We start from the raw sequence: 17,074 nt of genomic DNA, 5'->3' as shown, positions 1-17,074 counted from the left end.
ATGTTCAGCATGTCCCGGGTTTGTAAAAAAGAGCACGGATTATAAGTCAGAGCCACGACAGCAAAGCGTCATCGGCCTGCCAGCTCAGGGTAAATACGGCGTCCTCGCCGGCATTCCCAACACTTTCTGCGTCCGGATGCATCGCAGGTGATGGTTCCGATTCACCGGGCGGATGAATGCTGTCCCCGGCGCGATCAGTCGACCGGGCGTGCCCGGAACGATCGGGCGGCCGTGCGTCCCCGGAATGATCGGGCGGCTGGGTATCCCCGAAACACTCAGGCGACTGGGTATCCCCGGAACACTCAGACGGCTGGGTATCCCCGTAAAGGCCAGGTGGTTGCCCGCCCCCGTAACGGTCGGGCGGGTGCACATCCCCGCAATGGCCCGACGCCACGCCCGCAGAACGATCATGTGACAGCGTGTTTCCAGCGGGAAATGGAGCCATCGCGGACATCCGCTGCGCCAGCGGCGCCAGCAGCCCGAAGGGAGCGGCAAACAGCAGCCTGCCCTGCTGCCCATCCCCCCGCGGCACCTCCTGCAGCCGCAGCACCGGCAGACAGGGGCGCAGGCAGGTGGGAATGCCACGCGCCTGCATCAGGTGTTTCCAGCTGCGACTGGGGCCCTGCGGATGCACACGCAGGCGGTCACCGCCGCGGCCCTGGTCGATGAGCAGCGGCGTGCGGCGCAGCCAGCTGCCCAGCACGCCCACACGCCCTCCGTCCGACACCAGAATGCCGGCATGCCCGGCCCGGTCCCGCCTCGCGGATCCCTGCCCCGCAGACCCCTGCCCCGCAGACCCCTGCCTCGCAGATCCCTGCATGGCTGCCCCCTGCATGGCTGCCCCCTGCATGGCTGCCCCCTGCACGGCTGACCCCTGCACGGCTGACCCCTGCACGGCTGACCCCTGCACGGCTGACCCCTGCACGGCTGACCCCTGCACGGCTGATTCCTGCATGGCAGCCTCCTGCCCGGCAGCCTCCAGCGCCTCCGGCACTTCCCGCCAGCGCTCCTCCCCGCCCGGCGGGACCGGATCGATGTACAGCCGGCCGGACGGCAGGTCGATGAAACGCTCGCCCTGCCACTGGAAACGGGTGGGCATGATGGGCGCCACTTCGGGGAGGCGGCCGATATGGTCCCGGTAGCGCAGCAGCCCGATGCCGTCGTGATGGACGATGGCCTGGCTGGAGGCGGCCAGCAGCAGCTGGCGCTCGATTTCTGCCAGCTTGTGACGGCTGGGCATGCGACAGCCCAGCGCCGCCAGCCAGTAGCGCAGCGCCTCGGCACGGCGGGCACTGTCCAGGCGCATCAGCGCCGCCCGCGACAGCAGCAGGGGAGCCGCCGGCGGAGGCATCAGGACCATGGCCGGGGGCAGGCCCTCGCCCGGCACGGACCCGTCCACCAGCGATGGCCGGGCCAGCGGCAACGCGTCCCCTGCCCCTGTACTGGTCCCTGATTCGGCCCCAGCCCCAGCCCCAGCCTCAGCCCCTGCCTCTGCAGAGGCTAAATCCACCGTCAACGGCGCATCCAGCAGCATCGTCAGGTCGAGACTACTGTCCGGCGGCGTGGCCTGCACCGGCGCTGCGGCCACCAGCAGTCCCTGGGGCACGCCGGCCGGCAGTCCGGTGCGGCGCCCGGCCCGGGGCGTGACATGGACCGTGGCTGCGGCCACATCCGCGGCCGCCTGCGCCAGCAGCCGGTCCGCCGCCTGCTGGAACAGGCCGACGGCGGCCAGCCCGCCGGGCAGGGCTTGCGGTTCATCCTGCAGCTGGCGGTCCAGCGCATCGCGAATGCGGTTGCGGGTGAAGCGCAGATCCTGGTTGGACGGGTCCTCCACCCATTGCAGTCCATGCGTCTCGGCCCAGTGCGCCAGCTGCGCCCGCGACAGGGACAGAAAGGGCCGCAGCAGCCGGTACCCGGCCGGGGCGTGGGGCAGCGGTGCCTGCTCGCGCATGCCGGCCAGCCCCAGCACCCCGCTGCCGCGGCGCCGGCGCATCTCGACGGTCTCGAGCTGGTCGTTGGCATGATGGGCGGTGATGACCACGCGGGCGCCCACGGCCGCAGCCATGTCGGCCAGTGCCCGGTAGCGCCCTTCGCGTGCCCAGGCTTCCAGCCCGCTGAGGCTGCCGGGGCGCTGCAGAGGCGGACGGGTGGCCGGATCGAGCCGCCGGGCCAGGAAGCGCAACCCCAGTACGCGAGCTTCATCGGCACAGAACTGCAGCCAGTCGTCGGCATGGGGCTGCAGACCATGGTGCACGTGCGCCACCACGGGCCGCACGGCCGGCCGGAGTACCGCCGCCACGTGCATCAGCACCTGGGAATCCCGGCCGCCGGAGCAGGCCAGCAGCACACGCTGGCCCGAGCCAAGCCCCGCACGGGTCAGGGCATCCAGCAGCGCCTTTTCGGGCGAAAACGCCGTTTCGGGTGAAGACGCCGTTTCAGGTGAAGGCACCGTTTCGGGCGAAGGCGCTGTTTCAGCTGAAGACGCCGGCCCGGATGAAGGCGCTGCGTCATGTGCGGCCGCAGACTGTGAGAGCGCCGGGGCGCCCGCACCGGACGCCCCGTCACGGGCAGGGCCCGTTTCTGGCGGTGAACCGCTCAGGCCGTCACCTCGCGGAACTTGCCGTAGTCGGCAATGCGCTTCTGGCGCTGACGCACCAGCTCGGCCGGACGCATGCTGGAGAACTGGCGCAGCGCCTCGGTGATGGCCGGGTGCATGCGGGAGACCATGCTGACCAGATCACGGTGGGCACCGCCCACGGGCTCTTCAATGATCTGGTCGATCAGGCCCAGGGCCTTCAGGCGCGGTGCCGTGATGCCCATGATCTCGGCCGCCTCGGAGGCCTTGTCGGCACTTTTCCAGAGAATGGCCGCACAGCCCTCGGGCGAGATGACGGAATAGACGCTGTACTGCAGCATCATCAGCACATCGGACACGCCCAGCGCCAGCGCCCCGCCCGAGCCGCCCTCGCCGATGACGATGCTGATGATGGGCACCTCGATGGCGGCCATTTCGAGCAGATTGCGGCCAATGGCCTCGGACTGGCCGCGTTCCTCGGCGCCCACCCCGGGATAGGCACCCGGGGTATCGATGAGGGTGATGATGGGCAGGCCGAACTTCTCGGCCAGCTTCATGAGGCGCAGGGCCTTGCGGTAGCCCTCGGGGCGCGGCATGCCGAAGTTGCGGTAGGTGCGCTCCTTGGCGTCACGCCCCTTCTGGTGGCCGATGACCATGACGCTCTGGCCATCGAAGCGGGCCAGGCCACCGACGATGGCCGGGTCGTCGGCAAAGGCACGGTCGCCATGCAGCTCGTGGAAGTCGGTCATCAGCGCCTGGATGTAGTCCAGCGTGTAGGGGCGCTGCGGATGGCGCGCCACCAGGGCCGTCTGCCACGGGGAGAGCTTTTCGTAGAGATCCTTCAGCTTGCTGTCGCACTTGGTGCGCAGCCGGTCGATTTCTTCGGCAATGTCCACGGCCGAGTCGCCCTGCACGAAGCGCAGCTGCTCGATCTTGCTCTCGAGTTCGGCGACCGGTTGTTCAAAATCCAGATAGGTGGTCTTCATGGCGGCTTGTCGGTGGGCGCTGCGGTGAAATCGCGCCGTGAAACGTTTCGTCTTCGTGTCCCGGCCCGGAGAGCCTCTGCAAAAGTCCTGCGGCGCCCTGGGCCCAGGATCGCCCGGGCAGGGGGAGCCAAAGTGCCGCAGGACTTTTGCAGAGCCCCCCTGGCAGCCCGGCAGCACCGAAGGGCTGTCGGGGCACGGCTTCGGGCCCGTACTGGCTGGCGGGGGCTATCGTACACGGAAACGCGGTATGTCAGGACAAAAAACAGGGGTCAGCCACGTCGCCACTGGGTGCCGCCGGGGCCATCCTCCAGCACGATGCCGGCCTCGGCCAGCTGCTGGCGGATGGCATCGGCCTCGGCAAACTGGCGGGCCTTGCGGGCGGCCAGCCGGGCATCGACCAGCTGCTGGATGGCGGCATCGTCGAGCTGCCCCTCCTGCGGCGCGGCGCCGTGCAGGCCGTTGCGGCGGACGGTGGCCGGATCCTGCCCCAGCAGGCCCAGCACGGCCGCCAGGCCGCGCAGCTGGCGCTCGGTGGCGGGGTCGCGGGTGCGGTTCAGTTCCGTGGCCAGCTCGAACAGGATGGACACGGCCACCGGCGTGTTGAAGTCGTCGTCCATCGCTTCGGCAAAGCGCGCAGCCCGGGGCTCCGACCAGTCGACCGGGGCCACAGCGCCCGCTGTGCGCAACGCCCCCGGCTGCCGTTCGCCGGTCTGCATGCCATCGGCCTGCTGGCCAGCCGCCGTGCCACCTGCCCGCTGCCCCTTCTCTGCTTCGGCACCGGCGCCCGCCGGGTCTGCCCCGTTCCAGTCCGGCGACAGGGCGTTGTAGAGACGCAGCAGCGATTCGCGCGCGTCGTCGAGGCCGGCATCGGAATAGTTGACCTGGCTGCGGTAGTGGGAGCGAACGATGAAATAGCGGATGACCTCGCCGTCGAACTTCTGCAGCACGTCACGGATGGTGAAGAAATTGCCCAGCGACTTGGACATCTTCTCGCCATCGACCTGCACGAAACCGTTGTGCAGCCAGTAGCGGACGAAGCTCCTGCCGCCCTCGGGGAAGTACGCTGCGTCGCTCTGGGCGATTTCGTTTTCGTGGTGCGGGAACTGCAGGTCGGCACCGCCACCGTGGATGTCGAACTGGTGCCCCAGCAGGCGGGTGGACATGGCCGAGCATTCGAGGTGCCAGCCGGGACGACCGCGGCCATAGTCGCTCTGCCAGCAGGCTTCGGGCGGTTCGTCCGGCTTGGCCGCCTTCCAGAGCACGAAATCGAACGGATCCTCCTTGCCGGCGGCCACGGCCACGCGCTCGCCGGCCCGCAGGTCGTCGAGGCTCTTGCCGCCCAGGCGTCCGTAGCCGGCAAAGCGGCGCACACGAAAGAGGGTGTCGCCATTGTCGGCGCGGTAGGCATAGCCGTGCTTCTCCAGCAGGCCGACGAGGTCGAGCATCTGCGACACGTAGTCGGTGGCGCGCGGTTCGAGGTCCGGGCGCTGGATGCCGAGTGCGGCCTCGTCTTCCTGCATGGCGGCGATGAAGCGGGAAGTCAGGCTGCCGATGGTCTCGCCGTTCTCCACCGCACGACGGATGATCTTGTCGTCGATGTCGGTGATGTTGCGCACATAGGTGACCTCATAGCCACGTGCGCGCAGCCAGCGCTGCACCACATCGAAGGCCACCAGCATGCGGGCATGACCGATGTGGCAGTAGTCATACACCGTCATGCCACACACATACAGCCCCACCTTGCCCGCGTGCAGGGGTTCGAAGGCTTCTTTGCGTCGGGTGAGGGTGTTGTAGAGCTTCAGTGTCGCGGGCATGGTGGCGGCAGGGACAATCGGATGAAACGGACGGGCGGAAGATACTAGAATGCAGAGTTTAACGCGGCGGCCGTTCACCCGGCAGTGCGCGGGCATGCGCTGCCGGCACCGTGCCGGATGCGCCGGTTCCGGTGGTCTTGCCATTTTTGGGTTTTCTCATGCGTTCACCTTCCCTGCCGTTCTCTGCCCTGCCCCGGCTGCTCCTGCTGCCAGCCCTGCTGGTGGCTGGCATGGCCACTGCAGCCGGCCCGACCACCCAGCAGGTGGACAGCGCCATCAGCGCCGCCCACACCACGGTCGATGACGCCGCCGATGGCGCCCGGTCGCTGCAGGGAGAGGCTTCCGGCGCACAGGCCTCCCGTGCCTCGGCCGGCACGTCCGCATCCCGTGCCGCGTTCTCTGCCGCCGGCACCGACGCTGGCGATGCGGCCGACGAGCCCCCGCCGCTGAACCAGGGCGGCCAGACACCGGACGCACGCACCATCCTCGAGCAGCGTCGCCGGCAGGCCCAGGCGGCACTGAACCGCAAGGATCCGGCACGTGCACTGGCCATGGCCGAGCAGGCGCTGCAGCAGGCGCCCGGCGATGCCCGGCTGCGCTTCCTGAAGGGCCTGGCGCTCTTTCAGCTGAAGCGGCTGCCGGATGCCGAACGCGAGTTCAGCAGCCTGATCGAGGAATACCCCGAGCTGCCCGAACCCTACAACAACCTGGCCGTGGTGCGTGCCGCGCAGGGCCGTCTGGAGGGCGCCCGCGATGCCCTGGAGGAAGCCATCCGCGCCGTGCCCGACTATGTGGTGGCCTACCAGAACCTCGGTGATCTGTACCTGCAGCTGGCTGCCCAGCGCTGGCGCCAGGCCGAGAAGCTGGCCCCCAGCCCGGCCCGTGCCGTGCGCCTGAAGGCACTGGATGCCCTGGTGGAACCGGCCACGGCCACCAGTGGCGACTCACACTGAGCGCGTGTCATGAAGCTGCCGTGTCATGAAGCTGCCCGTTCGTACGAAACTCTTCTGAGCGCGCAGGGCAGGACTGCAGAATCCCCGATGGTTTCAAGGCACTGCCCGCACAGTCACGCGCGACCATTCGTCATGCGCATCCCCTCCTGTCATGCGCGCCCCTTTCTGAATATCCGTCTTTTTTGAGGAGCTGTTCGATGTCCCTGTTTTCCCGTCCCCACTCCCTGCTGTCCCCGCTGGCTGCGCTGCTCACGGGCGCCCTGCTGATGTCTGCGCCCGCCGATGGCAGCGCCGCCGGCGCCGCCCCGAAGGTCCGCATGAAGACCTCGCTGGGCGATGTGGTGATCGAGCTGTACCCCGAGAAGGCCCCGAAGACGGTGGCCAACTTCCTGAAGTACGTGGATGACGGCTTCTACAGCGACACCATCTTCCACCGCGTGATCCCTGGCTTCATGATCCAGGGCGGCGGCTTCGAGAAGAACATGTCACAGAAGAAAACCCGCGAGCCCATCGAACTGGAATCGCGCAACGGCCTGAAGAACGACCGCGGCACCATCGCCATGGCCCGTACCAGCGTGCCCAACTCGGCCACGGCCCAGTTCTTCATCAACACGGTGAACAACAACGGCCTGAACTATCCGCAACCGGACGGTAACGGTTATGCCGTGTTCGGCAAGGTCATCGAAGGTCTGGACACGGTGGACAAGATCGCCGGCGTCAAGACGGGCCGTGCCGGCATGCACGGCGATGTGCCGGTCGAGCCGGTGATCATCGAATCGGTCGAGCGGATCTGATCCGTGCTGCGCCTGGCCGATCCCAGCCAGGTGCTGTTCGCCTCGGACATGCACCTGGATGACCGCCACCCGGCCCTGACGACCCGTTTTCTGGCCGATCTGTCGGCGCACCTGCAGCGCCTGCCCGCACCGGAAACCACGCTGTTCCTGCTGGGTGACCTGTTCGAATACTGGATCGGCGACGATGCCGTGGGTCCCTCGGCGCAGAAGCTGGCCGAGGTGCTGCATGCCTTCGGCCAGGCCGGAGGTACCACCTTCCTGATGCACGGCAACCGGGACTTCCTGCTGGATGCCCCGCTGCCGGGCCAGCCGGACCACCCGCGCTACAGCCAGCGCTGCGGCGCCACCCTGCTGCCCGATCCCACCGTGGTGGAAATCGGCGGCCAGCGGGTGCTGCTGTCGCATGGCGACCTGCTCTGCACCGACGACGTGCCCTACCAGCAGTGGCGCCGGCAGTGCCGCCAGCCCGCCTGGCAGGCGCAGCTGCTGGCCCGCACGGTGCCGGAGCGCATCGCACTGGCCCAGTCGCTGCGCACCCAGAGCCACGAGGCCCAGCAGGGCACCCTGCTGGTGGATGTGAACCCGCAGGCCGTGGATGACATGATGGATGCCCACGACTGTGCACTGCTGGTACACGGCCACACCCACCGCCCCGCGCTGCACCGCTGGCTGCACCAGGGCACCGAACGCACCCGTTGGGTGCTGAGCGACTGGTCGGAACAGGCGCCCCCCCAGGGGCGCGGCACGGTCATGTCGTTTGCCGAGGGGATGGCGCTGCCGGCCACCACGAGCAGCCAGGAAGCCGGCTGAGGGCTGGTGCAGCACCAGACCCCCGATGCAGCATTGAAGCGTGTCATGGACGCATTCGTCCCTGCGGCACGCCGTCCCTGCCCTCGCCACCAGGCTTGTATCAGTCACCCCTGCGGGCTGTGACACGGTCGATATCGCGGCAGATGCCCCGCAGCAGGTCCACCTCGGGTGCCGTCGGCTGTGCCCGACCGAGCAGCTGCCGCAGCCGCGGCATCAGCCGGCGCGGCCGGGCCGGATCGAGCGTGCCCAGCGCCGTCAGGCTGCGCTCCAGATGCTGCAGCAGCCCTTCCACGGCGCCCAGACTGGCCAGCGGCTCGCCGCCTGCTTCACCCGCCCTTTCTCCCGCGCCGGCCTGCTCCCGCGCCAGCACCGCCTGCCGCAGCGAAAAGGCCACGATCTGCACGGCCTGCGCCAGATTCAGCGAACTGTAGGCCGCATCGGCCGGAATGGTCAGCCAGCGCTGGCAGCGCCGCATCTCGTCCACGCTCAGCCCCGTGCGTTCGGTGCCGAACACGAAGGCCACGCGCGCCAGCCGGCCCGCCGCCAGTTCATCCAGTACCTGCGCGCACAGCGGCCCCGGAAATTCGGGAGGCGGGCCGAATTCCCGCCCCTCGGCACTGACGGCCACGGCCAGCTGGCAATCGGCCAGTGCCGCCTCCAGACTGTCACGACGCCCCACCCGGGCCACCCGGGCCTGGGCGCCCGCCGCCAGCGCATGCACCGCCGGATCGGCATGAAAGTCTGGATCCCGTGGCGCGGCCACCACCAGATCGGACAGCCCCATCGTGGTCATCGCGCGTACGGCCGCCCCGATGTTGGCATTCAGGCTGGGCGAGACCAGCACGAAACGGCAGGCATCGAGCCACTGCTGCGGATGCCCCCCAAGGCGCCGGTGCCCGGCGGCTGGTGCCACGGAAGCGCTGCCCGGGAAGCTCGCCGGGGAACTGCCCGCAGAATCGCCCGAAACACTGCCCGAAGAGCCCCTCGAGGAACCGGAAAGGTGTGCTGAACGCTCGGTCATTTGTTGTAGAATACAGGGATCGTTCTTTCTTTCACAGAATACCCCATGCATCCGATGCTCAACGTTGCCGTGCGCGCTGCGCGGCAGGCGGGCCGGCTGATCACGCGCGCCAGTGTCGACATCGAGACTGTGCAGATCACCCGCAAGGACCGCAACGACTTCGTCACCGAGGTGGACCGTGCCTCCGAGGCCGCCATCATCGAAACGCTGCTCGGCGCGTACCCCGGCCATGCCATTCTCGCCGAAGAATCCGGCTTCCAGCCCGGCCGTTTCGCCTCGCACGACACCCCGCTGCGCGACGTCGAGCATCTCTGGATCATCGATCCGCTGGACGGCACCACCAACTTCATCCACGGGCTGCCGCACTACTGCATCTCCATCGCCCTGATGGAACGCGGCCAGGTCACGCAGGGGCTCATTTTCGACCCCAACCGCAACGAGCTGTTCACCGCCACCCGTGGCCGCGGCGCCTATCTGAACGACCGCCGCATCCGCGTGACCAAACGCTTCCGGCTGGAAGATGCCCTGCTCGGCACGGGCTTTCCGTTCCGTCGTGCCCGCACGCCGGATGCCCATCTGGGTATGCTGCGTCCGCTGGTCGACAAGGGCGCCGTGATGCGCCGCACCGGTTCGGCCGCGCTCGATCTGGCCTATGTGGCCGCCGGCCGCTTCGATGCCTTCTTCGACCGGGGCCTGAAAGCATGGGACATGGCTGCCGGCAGCCTGATGGTCACCGAGGCCGGTGGCCTGATGGGCGATTTCAGCGGCGAGGCCGGCTATCTGGACGCCGGCCAGGCCCTGGCCGGCAATCCCAAGCTGTTCTCGCAGCTGGTGGCCCTGCTGCAGCCCGCCCAGGGCGATGCCCCCGCCCCAGCATGCACAGGCACGGCCGATGGTAACGCCACGGCACCCGCTGCCGCCCCGCGCCGCAAGCTGCGTGCCCGTCCGCGCACCGATGACGCCGGCAAGGCCCCGGACGCCAAAACCGGGCAGGACTGACCCGCACCAGTCCGGTGCATTTGCCGGATGCACGGTCACGACAACCGCGGCAACCTGGCTGCCGTCCCACCCGGCAGCCAGCACAGCCCACGGCAGCCGGTAGCGGCCCATCTTACCCGGGCTGTGCCGGCCCTCCCGATCCTGCTTTCCATCTCTGCCTTTCCATCCCCGCTTTTCATCTCTCCCCCCCTTTACCCACGATACCAGCACGGTCGGCCAGACCGCGCTGGCGCAATTTTCAGCCAGTATCGGACCGTCAACCGGGCGTTGTCGGCAAAACACTGTTGCACACCGGAATACCCCAACGGCCCACGACTGGTTTAGACTCCCCAACCCACGCCGGAAAATGACTCACCGGTCATTGACGCTTTCTCCTCCGGCCTCTTCGTTCGCTGAACCTGTTTTTCCATGAAACAAGCCCCTCACGCGCGGCAGGATGGCCGCCAGAAGCGCATGACCCGCCCGGCGGGCCATGCCGTCAAAGCCCTTGTGATCAGCGTCGCGCTGGCCGCCCTTGCCGCCTGCAACCAGGGCGGCGGGCAGCAGGAGGCCGGCGCCGCCAGCCAGGTACCGCCCGCCCTGCCGGTGGGCGTACTGAAGGTGACCTTCACCCCGGTGGGCATCTCCGAAAACCTGCCCGGCCGTGTCGAAGCCTCGCGCGTGGCCGAAATTCGCGCCCGCGCCGCCGGCATCCTGGAAAAACGGCTGTTCAAGGAAGGCTCGGACGTGGAGGCCGGCCAGAAGCTGTTCCAGATCGATCCGGCCCCGCTGGAAGCTGCCGTCAACAGTGCCCAGGCCTCGCTGAACCGGGCCATCACGGCCGAGAAGCTGGCCGCCCAGAAGGTCACCCGCTACACCCCGCTGATCAAGGCCAACGCCGTCAGCCGGCAGGACTATGACGATGCCGTGGCCGCCCAGAAGCAGGCAGCGGCCGACATCGGCGTGGCCCGTGCCGCCCTCAGGACGGCCCAGATCAACCTGTCCTACGCCACCGTCACCTCGCCGATCAGCGGCCGCATCGGCCGGGCGCTGGTCACCGAGGGCGCGCTGGTCGGCCAGGGGGCCGCCACGCCGCTGGCCACCGTGCAGCAGATCGACCCGGTCTACGTCAACATCACCCAGCCCGCCTCGGCCGTCATGCGCCTGAAGGCCGGTCTGGAAAGTGGCAAGCTCAAGCATGCCGAAGGGGGTGAAGGCGCCGCCGTACGCATCCAGTTCGACGACGGACGCGAATACGGCGAGAAGGGCTCGCTGCTCTTCACCGACCTGACCGTGAACGAAAGCACCGGCCAGGTCACCCTGCGCGCCGAGGTGCCCAACCCCAACGGCACGCTGCTGCCGGGCATGTATGTGCGTGCCCTGCTCGACCAGGCGCAGATTCCCGAAGCCGTGCTGATTCCGCAGCAGGCCGTCACCCGCACCGCCCAGGGCGACCTGGTCACCCTCGTCGAACCGGCCGGCACGGTCGAGATGCCGGACCCGAAAACCGGCCAGAAACGGCAGGTACCGGCAGCCACCCGCAAGCAGGTTCCGGTGCAGATCAGTGGCGCCCAGGGCACCAACTGGGTGGTGGTCGGTGGCCTGAAGGCCGGTGACCAGGTCATGGTCGATGGCTTCCAGCTGGTCGAGATGATGCGCGTACCCAAGGTCATCGCCGTACCCTGGCAACCCGGCCAGCCCCCCGTTGCGCAGCAGCCGGGCGCAGCCGGGCAGCAGCAGGGCCAGCAGCAGCAGGGCCAGCAGCAACAGCAGGGTCAGGACGCCCAGCAGCAGGCTCAGGGTGCTGACGGTCACGGCGACAGCAAATAAGAGGCAGCTTCATGGCCAGATTCTTCATTCACCGCCCCATCTTCGCGTGGGTCGTCGCCCTCTTCCTGATGGTGATCGGGGTCGTCTCGATCACCCAGCTGCCCATCTCGCAATATCCGAAGGTGGCGCCCCCCACCATCCAGGTCAGCGTCACCTACCCGGGTGCCTCCGCCCAGACCCTGGAAGACTCCGTGCTCAGCGTCATCGAGCGCGAAATGAACGGCTCGCCGGGCCTGATGTACATGGAAGCCGTGGCCCAGGCCAACGGCACCGGTACGCTGACGCTCACCTTCGAGAACGGCACCAACGAGGACCTCGCCCAGGTGGACGTGCAGAACCGCCTGTCCAAGGCCACCCCGCGCCTGCCCTCGGCGGTGACGCAGCAGGGGGTGTCGGTCGACAAGTCGCGGTCGAACTTCCTGATGTTCGTCATGCTGTCGTCGGACGATCCGTCCTTCGACACCACCGCACTGGGTGACTATGCCGCCCGCAACATCCTGCCCGAGGTGCAGCGGGTCGACGGCGTGGGCAGTGCCCAGCAGTTCGGTGCAGAGCGCTCGATGCGCATCTGGCTCGATCCGTCGAAGCTCGAGAACTACAAGCTCTCGGCCGCCGACGTGAACGCCGCCATCCAGGCGCAAAACGTGCAGATCTCGGCCGGTGCCATCGGCGAGCTGCCCAACACCCCCGGCACGACGCTGACTGCCACCGTGGTAGCCCCAGGCCAGTTGAACACCGTGGAAGGCTTCGGTGACATCGTGCTGCGCTCGGCCACCGACGGTGCCGCCGTGCGCCTGAAGGACGTGGCCCGCATCGAACTGGGCTCGCAGAGCTATGCCACCTCCGCCCGCCTGGACGGCAAGCCGGCCGTGGGTATCGGCGTACAGCTCTCCAGCAGCGGCAATGCGCTGGCCACCGCCCGCGCCGTGCAGAAACGCCTGGACGAGCTGTCCCAGTACTTCCCGCAGGGCGTGAAGGCCCAGATCCCGTACGACAGCTCGGGCTTCGTCGACATCTCGATCGAACAGGTGGTCCACACCCTGGTGGAAGCCATCGTGCTGGTGTTCATCGTGATGTTCATCTTCCTGCAGAACGTCCGCTACACCCTCATCCCGACCATCGTCGTGCCGGTCACGCTGCTGGCCACCTTCGGCGTGCTGCTGGCACTGGGCATGTCGATCAACGTGCTGACCATGTTCGGCATGGTGCTGGTGATCGGGATCGTGGTGGACGACGCCATCATCGTGGTGGAAAACGTCGAGCGGATCATGAGCGAAGAGGGACTGCCACCGAAGGAGGCCACCCTCAAGGCCATGGGCCAGATCTCCAGCGCCGTCATCGGCGTGACCGTGGTGCTGGTGTCGGTGTTCATTCCGCTGGCCTTCTTCGGCGGCGCCGTGGGCAACATCTACCGCCAGTTCTCGGCCGTGATGGCCACTTCCATCGGCTTCTCGGCCTTCATGGCGCTGTCGCTGACGCCGGCGCTGTGCGCCTCGTTCCTCAAGCCCGTCGAAGCCGGCCACCATCATGTTCAAAGGGGATTCTTCAGCCGTCTTTTCAGTCGTTTTTTTGGCTGGTTCAACCGAGGCTTTGCCGCGTCGGCCAAGCGCTATGAGAGCAGCATGGCGAAGATCATCCGCCGCTCCGGCTGGTGGATGCTGCTGTATGCCGTCATCATCGGCGTGACGGGCTTCTTCTTCATGCGCCTGCCCACCGGCTTCCTGCCCCAGGAAGACCAGGGCTACATCATCGTCAACGTGCAGCTGCCGGCCGGCGCCTCGCAGGAACGCACCAAGGCCGTGATGAGCCAGATCGAGGACTACATGCTGAAGCAGCCCGAGGTCGACCACATGGTGGGCGTGCTGGGCTTCTCGTTCAGCGGCCGCGGCCAGAACGCCGGCCTTGCCTTCGTGCCGCTCAAGAACTGGGATGAGCGCAAGGGTGAAGGACAGTCCGCCACCGCCCTGGCCGGCCGCGCCTTCCGGCAGCTGGCCACCATCCGTGACGCCTTCATCTACCCGCTCAACCCACCGGCCATTTCCGAGCTGGGTCGCGGCAACGGTGTGGCCATCCGCCTGCAGGACCGCGGCAGCAAGGGTCACGAGGCCCTGCTGGCGGCCCGCAACCAGCTGATGGGCATGGTGCTGTCCAACCCGAACTCCGGGGTGGCCACCATGCGTCCGGACGGTCTGGAAGACGCCCCGCAGCTGCAGGTGGACATCGACCGCAACAAGGCCAGCGCCCTGGGCGTGCCCTTTGCCTCCATCAGCAGCACGCTGTCCACCATGCTGGGCTCCAGCTACATCAACGACTTCCCGAACAGCGGGCGTCTGCAGCGTGTGATCGTGCAGGCCGACGCACCGGCGCGGATGCTGCCCGAGGACCTGCTGAAGCTGAACGTGCTCAACTCCTCCGGCCAGCCGGTGCCCTTCTCGTCCTTTGCCAGCGTGCGTTGGGCCATGGGCGCCATGCAGACCGTGCGCTACAACGGCTACCCCACCATGCGCGTCGATGCCGACCCCAAACCGGGCGTCAGTACCGGCCAGCTGATGGCCGAGCTGGAACAGGCCGTCAAGCAGCTGCCGGCGGGCTTCTCGCTGGAATGGACGGGCATCTCGTTCGAGGAAAAACGCTCCGGGGATCAGGTCTACACGCTGTATGCCTTCTCGATCCTGGCCATCTTCCTCTGTCTGGCAGCCCTGTACGAGAGCTGGTCGATCCCGTTCTCGGTCATGCTGGTGGTGCCGCTGGGCCTGCTGGGCGTGATCCTGGCCACCACCTGGGGCGGACTGGAAAACGACGTCTACTTCAAGCTGGGGATGATCACCATCATCGGTCTGTCGGCCAAGAACGCCATCCTGATCATCGAGTTCGCCAAGGAACTGCATGAACGGGACGGCAAGTCGGTGGTGGCGGCTGCCCTGCAGGCTGCCCACCTGCGGTTCCGCCCCATCCTGATGACCTCGCTGGCGTTCACGCTGGGCGTGATCCCGCTGGCCGTGGCCACCGGGGCCAGCTCGGCCAGTCAGAAGGCCATCGGTATCGGCGTGACCGGCGGGATGATCACCGCCACCGTGCTGGGCCTGATGTTCGTGCCCATGTTCTATGTGATCGTGATGTGGCTGTTCCGCCGGGGTGAAACCGGCGCACAACCCAAAAAGCAACCGGAGCGCATCTCCCATGACAATCAATACTGATCGTTCGGTGGCCCTGTCCACCCCCGCCGCTCCGGTGAGCACCGCCCTGCGGGGCGCCTCGGGCCCGGCCCGTCAGGCGGGACATGCCGCGCATGACGCCGGTGGCCGGCGCCAGCCCGCACGGCTGGGCCTGCTGGCCTCGCTGCTGGTGCTGGCCGGCTGCGGCACGCTGGCCCCGGCCCCGCAGAACCCGCAGGCACCGGTGCCTGGCGAGTTCGCCCATGCCCGGCCGGCCAGTGCCGCAGGCCAGGCAGCCGACGGCCATAAGGCCGGCGCCGGCAACACGGCCGTCACCGGCGCTGCGGCGGCAGCCGACATCAGCTGGAAGCAGTTCTTCGTCAGCCCGGCCCTGCAGCAGCTCATCCAGATTGCCCTGGACCACAACCGTGACCTGCGGCTGGCGGCGCTGAACGTCGAGCGCACCCAGGCGGCCTACCGCATCCAGCGGGCCGACCGCCTGCCCAGCGTCAACGGCAGCTTCCAGCTGCAGCGGGAACCCAGCATCCTGACGGGGCAGCAGACCAGCACGCTGAGCCTGGGACTGGGCATCACCCAGTACGAGCTGGACTTCTTCGGCCGGGTCAAGAACCTGACCGATGCCGCCCTGGCCACCTACATGGCCACGGAAGAGGCCCAGCGCACCGCGCAGATCAACCTGGTGGCCGGTGTGGCCAACGCCTACCTGGGCCTGCAGTCGCTGGACGAGCAGCTGGCACTGACCCGCGCCACGCTCAAGACCCGCGAGGAGTCGCAGAAGCTCACCCAGCTGCAGTACCGCAATGGTGCCGCCTCCGATCTGGATGCCAAGCAGGCCGACTCGCTGGTCTACACGGCCCGCACCACTCTGGCCCAGCTGCAACGCCAGCGTGACACGGCCTACGATGCGCTGGTCCTGCTGCTGGGCCAGCAGCCACCAGCCGAGCTGCTGTCGGTCGACACCCACGAAAATCACGTGGAGCTGGAGGAGGTTCCGGCCGGCCTGCCGTCGGACCTGCTGACACGCCGCCCCGATATCCGCCAGGCGGAACTGCAGCTGCGCTCGGCCGAGGCCAACATCGGTGCGGCGCGGGCAGCCTTCTTCCCGCGCATCACCCTCACGGCCACGGCCGGCATGGGCAGCTCGCAGCTGGATGACCTCTTCAACCACGGCAAGTTCATCTGGACCATCAACCCGGCGGCCGTGCTGCCGATCTTCGACTACGGCCGCAACCGTGCCAATCTGGACGTGGCCCGGGTCGACCAGAAGATCGCCATCACCAACTACGAAAAGGCCATCCAGACGGCCTTCTCCGAAGTGTCGGATGCCCTGGCCAACCGCCGTGGCCTGATCGAGCAGCTCGACGCCCAGAAGAGCCTGGTCAAGACCGAAGGGGAACGTCTGGAGCTGGCCAACCTGCGCTACAGGAGCGGTGTCTCCAGCTACTTCGACGTGCTGGATGCCCAGCGCTCGCACTTCACGGCCCAGCAGTCGCTGATCAGTGCCCGCGCCGAGCAGCGCCAGAACCTGGTCGAGCTGTACAAGGTGCTGGGCGGCGGCTGGAAGTAAGCCCACCCGGCGGCATGGTCCCCCACGGCACACGGGCATCACCCGTGCCAGGGGACTGTGCACCGGACGGCCCCTGCCCGTAATGCCAGGGCGTGCCGGTCCTGTTCCTGAAGCGTGATGGACTCATGACACGCTGGCTTCTCCCCCGCGAGAAGCCTCTCCCGGCCCGGAAAGCGGCTTCCGCCTTCCGGGCCTCATCATGTCTGCCCCCTTCCTCGCGCCATCAGGCGGAGACCGGCGCCGCCAGCAACCACCCTCTCTGCCTGGCCCCTTTGGTCTCGCCGGCCAGACAGCGCTGCCCCCGGATTGACAAAAACACCACAACCGGTATATTCGCTGCGGTCCATACGCGCCGGCCCAAGGTTGCCGCCAGTCGCCGGACGGCATCCCTGTCCCGGCACCAGCACGTGTCATGGACGCATGCGTCCCAGCGGTTCTACAGCCGGCCGCGTCCTCCCATGCCGGCATACGCGGGCGGCAAGCGCCCCGTACCCGGCGCCCGGCAGACCTGCTTCCGGGCTCCCCGCCGTTCTTCCGGCCGGCATCGGCCGGCCTGCTGCCGCGCCCACC

The 17,074-nt window shown here is 68.0% G+C and carries 11 protein-coding genes; 7 read left to right on the top strand and 4 right to left on the bottom strand.

Annotation, left to right across the window (positions count from 1 at the left end; all coding sequences use genetic code 11):
- Positions 1-46: 46 nt before the first annotated feature.
- From tilS to cysS, 3 genes are all read right to left on the bottom strand, one after another.
- On the bottom strand, positions 47-2,449 hold the full coding sequence (gene tilS, locus EHV23_RS06725; protein WP_125095251.1) for a tRNA lysidine(34) synthetase TilS: 2,403 nt from the start codon (positions 2,447-2,449) through the stop codon (positions 47-49).
- Positions 2,450-2,595: 146 nt separating this feature from the next.
- On the bottom strand, positions 2,596-3,561 hold the full coding sequence (locus EHV23_RS06720; RefSeq protein WP_125095250.1) for an acetyl-CoA carboxylase carboxyltransferase subunit alpha: 966 nt from the start codon (positions 3,559-3,561) through the stop codon (positions 2,596-2,598).
- Between the two features lie 269 nt (positions 3,562-3,830).
- On the bottom strand, positions 3,831-5,375 hold the full coding sequence (gene cysS / locus EHV23_RS06715) for a cysteine--tRNA ligase (protein WP_125095249.1): 1,545 nt from the start codon (positions 5,373-5,375) through the stop codon (positions 3,831-3,833).
- A gap of 158 nt (positions 5,376-5,533) precedes the next feature.
- On the opposite strand from cysS, the gene EHV23_RS06710 reads away from it, so the two are divergent.
- The 3 genes from EHV23_RS06710 (at position 5,534) to EHV23_RS06700 (ending at position 7,932) form a co-directional block, all read left to right on the top strand.
- A complete protein-coding gene (locus tag EHV23_RS06710) occupies positions 5,534-6,328 on the top strand; it encodes a tetratricopeptide repeat protein (RefSeq protein WP_125095248.1) in 795 nt (264 codons plus the stop codon).
- Between the two features lie 197 nt (positions 6,329-6,525).
- Entirely contained in the window at positions 6,526-7,122 is a 597-nt protein-coding gene (locus EHV23_RS06705) for a peptidylprolyl isomerase (RefSeq protein WP_125095247.1), read from the top strand.
- A gap of 3 nt (positions 7,123-7,125) precedes the next feature.
- The gene (locus tag EHV23_RS06700) at positions 7,126-7,932 is read left to right on the top strand and encodes a UDP-2,3-diacylglucosamine diphosphatase (protein WP_125095246.1); all 807 of its coding nucleotides are present in this window, start codon (positions 7,126-7,128) and stop codon (positions 7,930-7,932) included.
- Between the two features lie 100 nt (positions 7,933-8,032).
- Here the strand turns inward: EHV23_RS06700 and EHV23_RS06695 are convergent, their stop codons facing one another.
- The gene (locus tag EHV23_RS06695) at positions 8,033-8,845 is read right to left on the bottom strand and encodes an RNA methyltransferase (RefSeq protein WP_238990310.1); all 813 of its coding nucleotides are present in this window, start codon (positions 8,843-8,845) and stop codon (positions 8,033-8,035) included.
- A gap of 153 nt (positions 8,846-8,998) precedes the next feature.
- On the opposite strand from EHV23_RS06695, the gene EHV23_RS06690 reads away from it, so the two are divergent.
- From EHV23_RS06690 to EHV23_RS06675, 4 genes are all read left to right on the top strand, one after another.
- Positions 8,999-9,952, top strand: a complete 954-nt coding sequence (locus EHV23_RS06690; protein WP_125095244.1) for an inositol monophosphatase family protein — start codon at positions 8,999-9,001, stop codon at positions 9,950-9,952.
- 408 nt (positions 9,953-10,360) lie between these two features.
- The gene (locus EHV23_RS06685) at positions 10,361-11,761 is read left to right on the top strand and encodes an efflux RND transporter periplasmic adaptor subunit (RefSeq protein WP_238990309.1); all 1,401 of its coding nucleotides are present in this window, start codon (positions 10,361-10,363) and stop codon (positions 11,759-11,761) included.
- Positions 11,762-11,772: 11 nt separating this feature from the next.
- The gene (locus EHV23_RS06680; RefSeq protein WP_125095243.1) at positions 11,773-14,958 is read left to right on the top strand and encodes an efflux RND transporter permease subunit; all 3,186 of its coding nucleotides are present in this window, start codon (positions 11,773-11,775) and stop codon (positions 14,956-14,958) included.
- A complete protein-coding gene (locus EHV23_RS06675) occupies positions 14,942-16,504 on the top strand; it encodes an efflux transporter outer membrane subunit (RefSeq protein WP_125095242.1) in 1,563 nt (520 codons plus the stop codon). Before EHV23_RS06680 ends, EHV23_RS06675 begins: the two co-directional genes overlap by 17 nt.
- The last annotated feature ends 570 nt before the right edge of the window (positions 16,505-17,074 follow it).

The organism is Lautropia dentalis (assembly GCF_003892345.1).
Taxonomy (GTDB): domain Bacteria; phylum Pseudomonadota; class Gammaproteobacteria; order Burkholderiales; family Burkholderiaceae_E; genus Lautropia; species Lautropia dentalis.
Note: the sequence above shows the minus strand (reverse complement) of the source record. Positions and strands in the feature narration are given on the sequence as shown.

Excerpts from the sequence above, each read along its gene's own strand:
- EHV23_RS06720 (WP_125095250.1), bottom strand. The coding sequence starts at position 3,561 with ATGAAGACCACCTATCTGGATTTTGAACAACCGGTCGCCGAACTCGAG.
- cysS (WP_125095249.1), bottom strand. The coding sequence starts at position 5,375 with ATGCCCGCGACACTGAAGCTCTACAACACCCTCACCCGACGCAAAGAA.
- EHV23_RS06710 (WP_125095248.1), top strand. The coding sequence starts at position 5,534 with ATGCGTTCACCTTCCCTGCCGTTCTCTGCCCTGCCCCGGCTGCTCCTG.
- EHV23_RS06705 (WP_125095247.1), top strand. The coding sequence starts at position 6,526 with ATGTCCCTGTTTTCCCGTCCCCACTCCCTGCTGTCCCCGCTGGCTGCG.
- EHV23_RS06690 (WP_125095244.1), top strand. The coding sequence starts at position 8,999 with ATGCATCCGATGCTCAACGTTGCCGTGCGCGCTGCGCGGCAGGCGGGC.
- EHV23_RS06685 (WP_238990309.1), top strand. The coding sequence starts at position 10,361 with ATGAAACAAGCCCCTCACGCGCGGCAGGATGGCCGCCAGAAGCGCATG.
- EHV23_RS06680 (WP_125095243.1), top strand. The coding sequence starts at position 11,773 with ATGGCCAGATTCTTCATTCACCGCCCCATCTTCGCGTGGGTCGTCGCC.
- EHV23_RS06675 (WP_125095242.1), top strand. The coding sequence starts at position 14,942 with ATGACAATCAATACTGATCGTTCGGTGGCCCTGTCCACCCCCGCCGCT.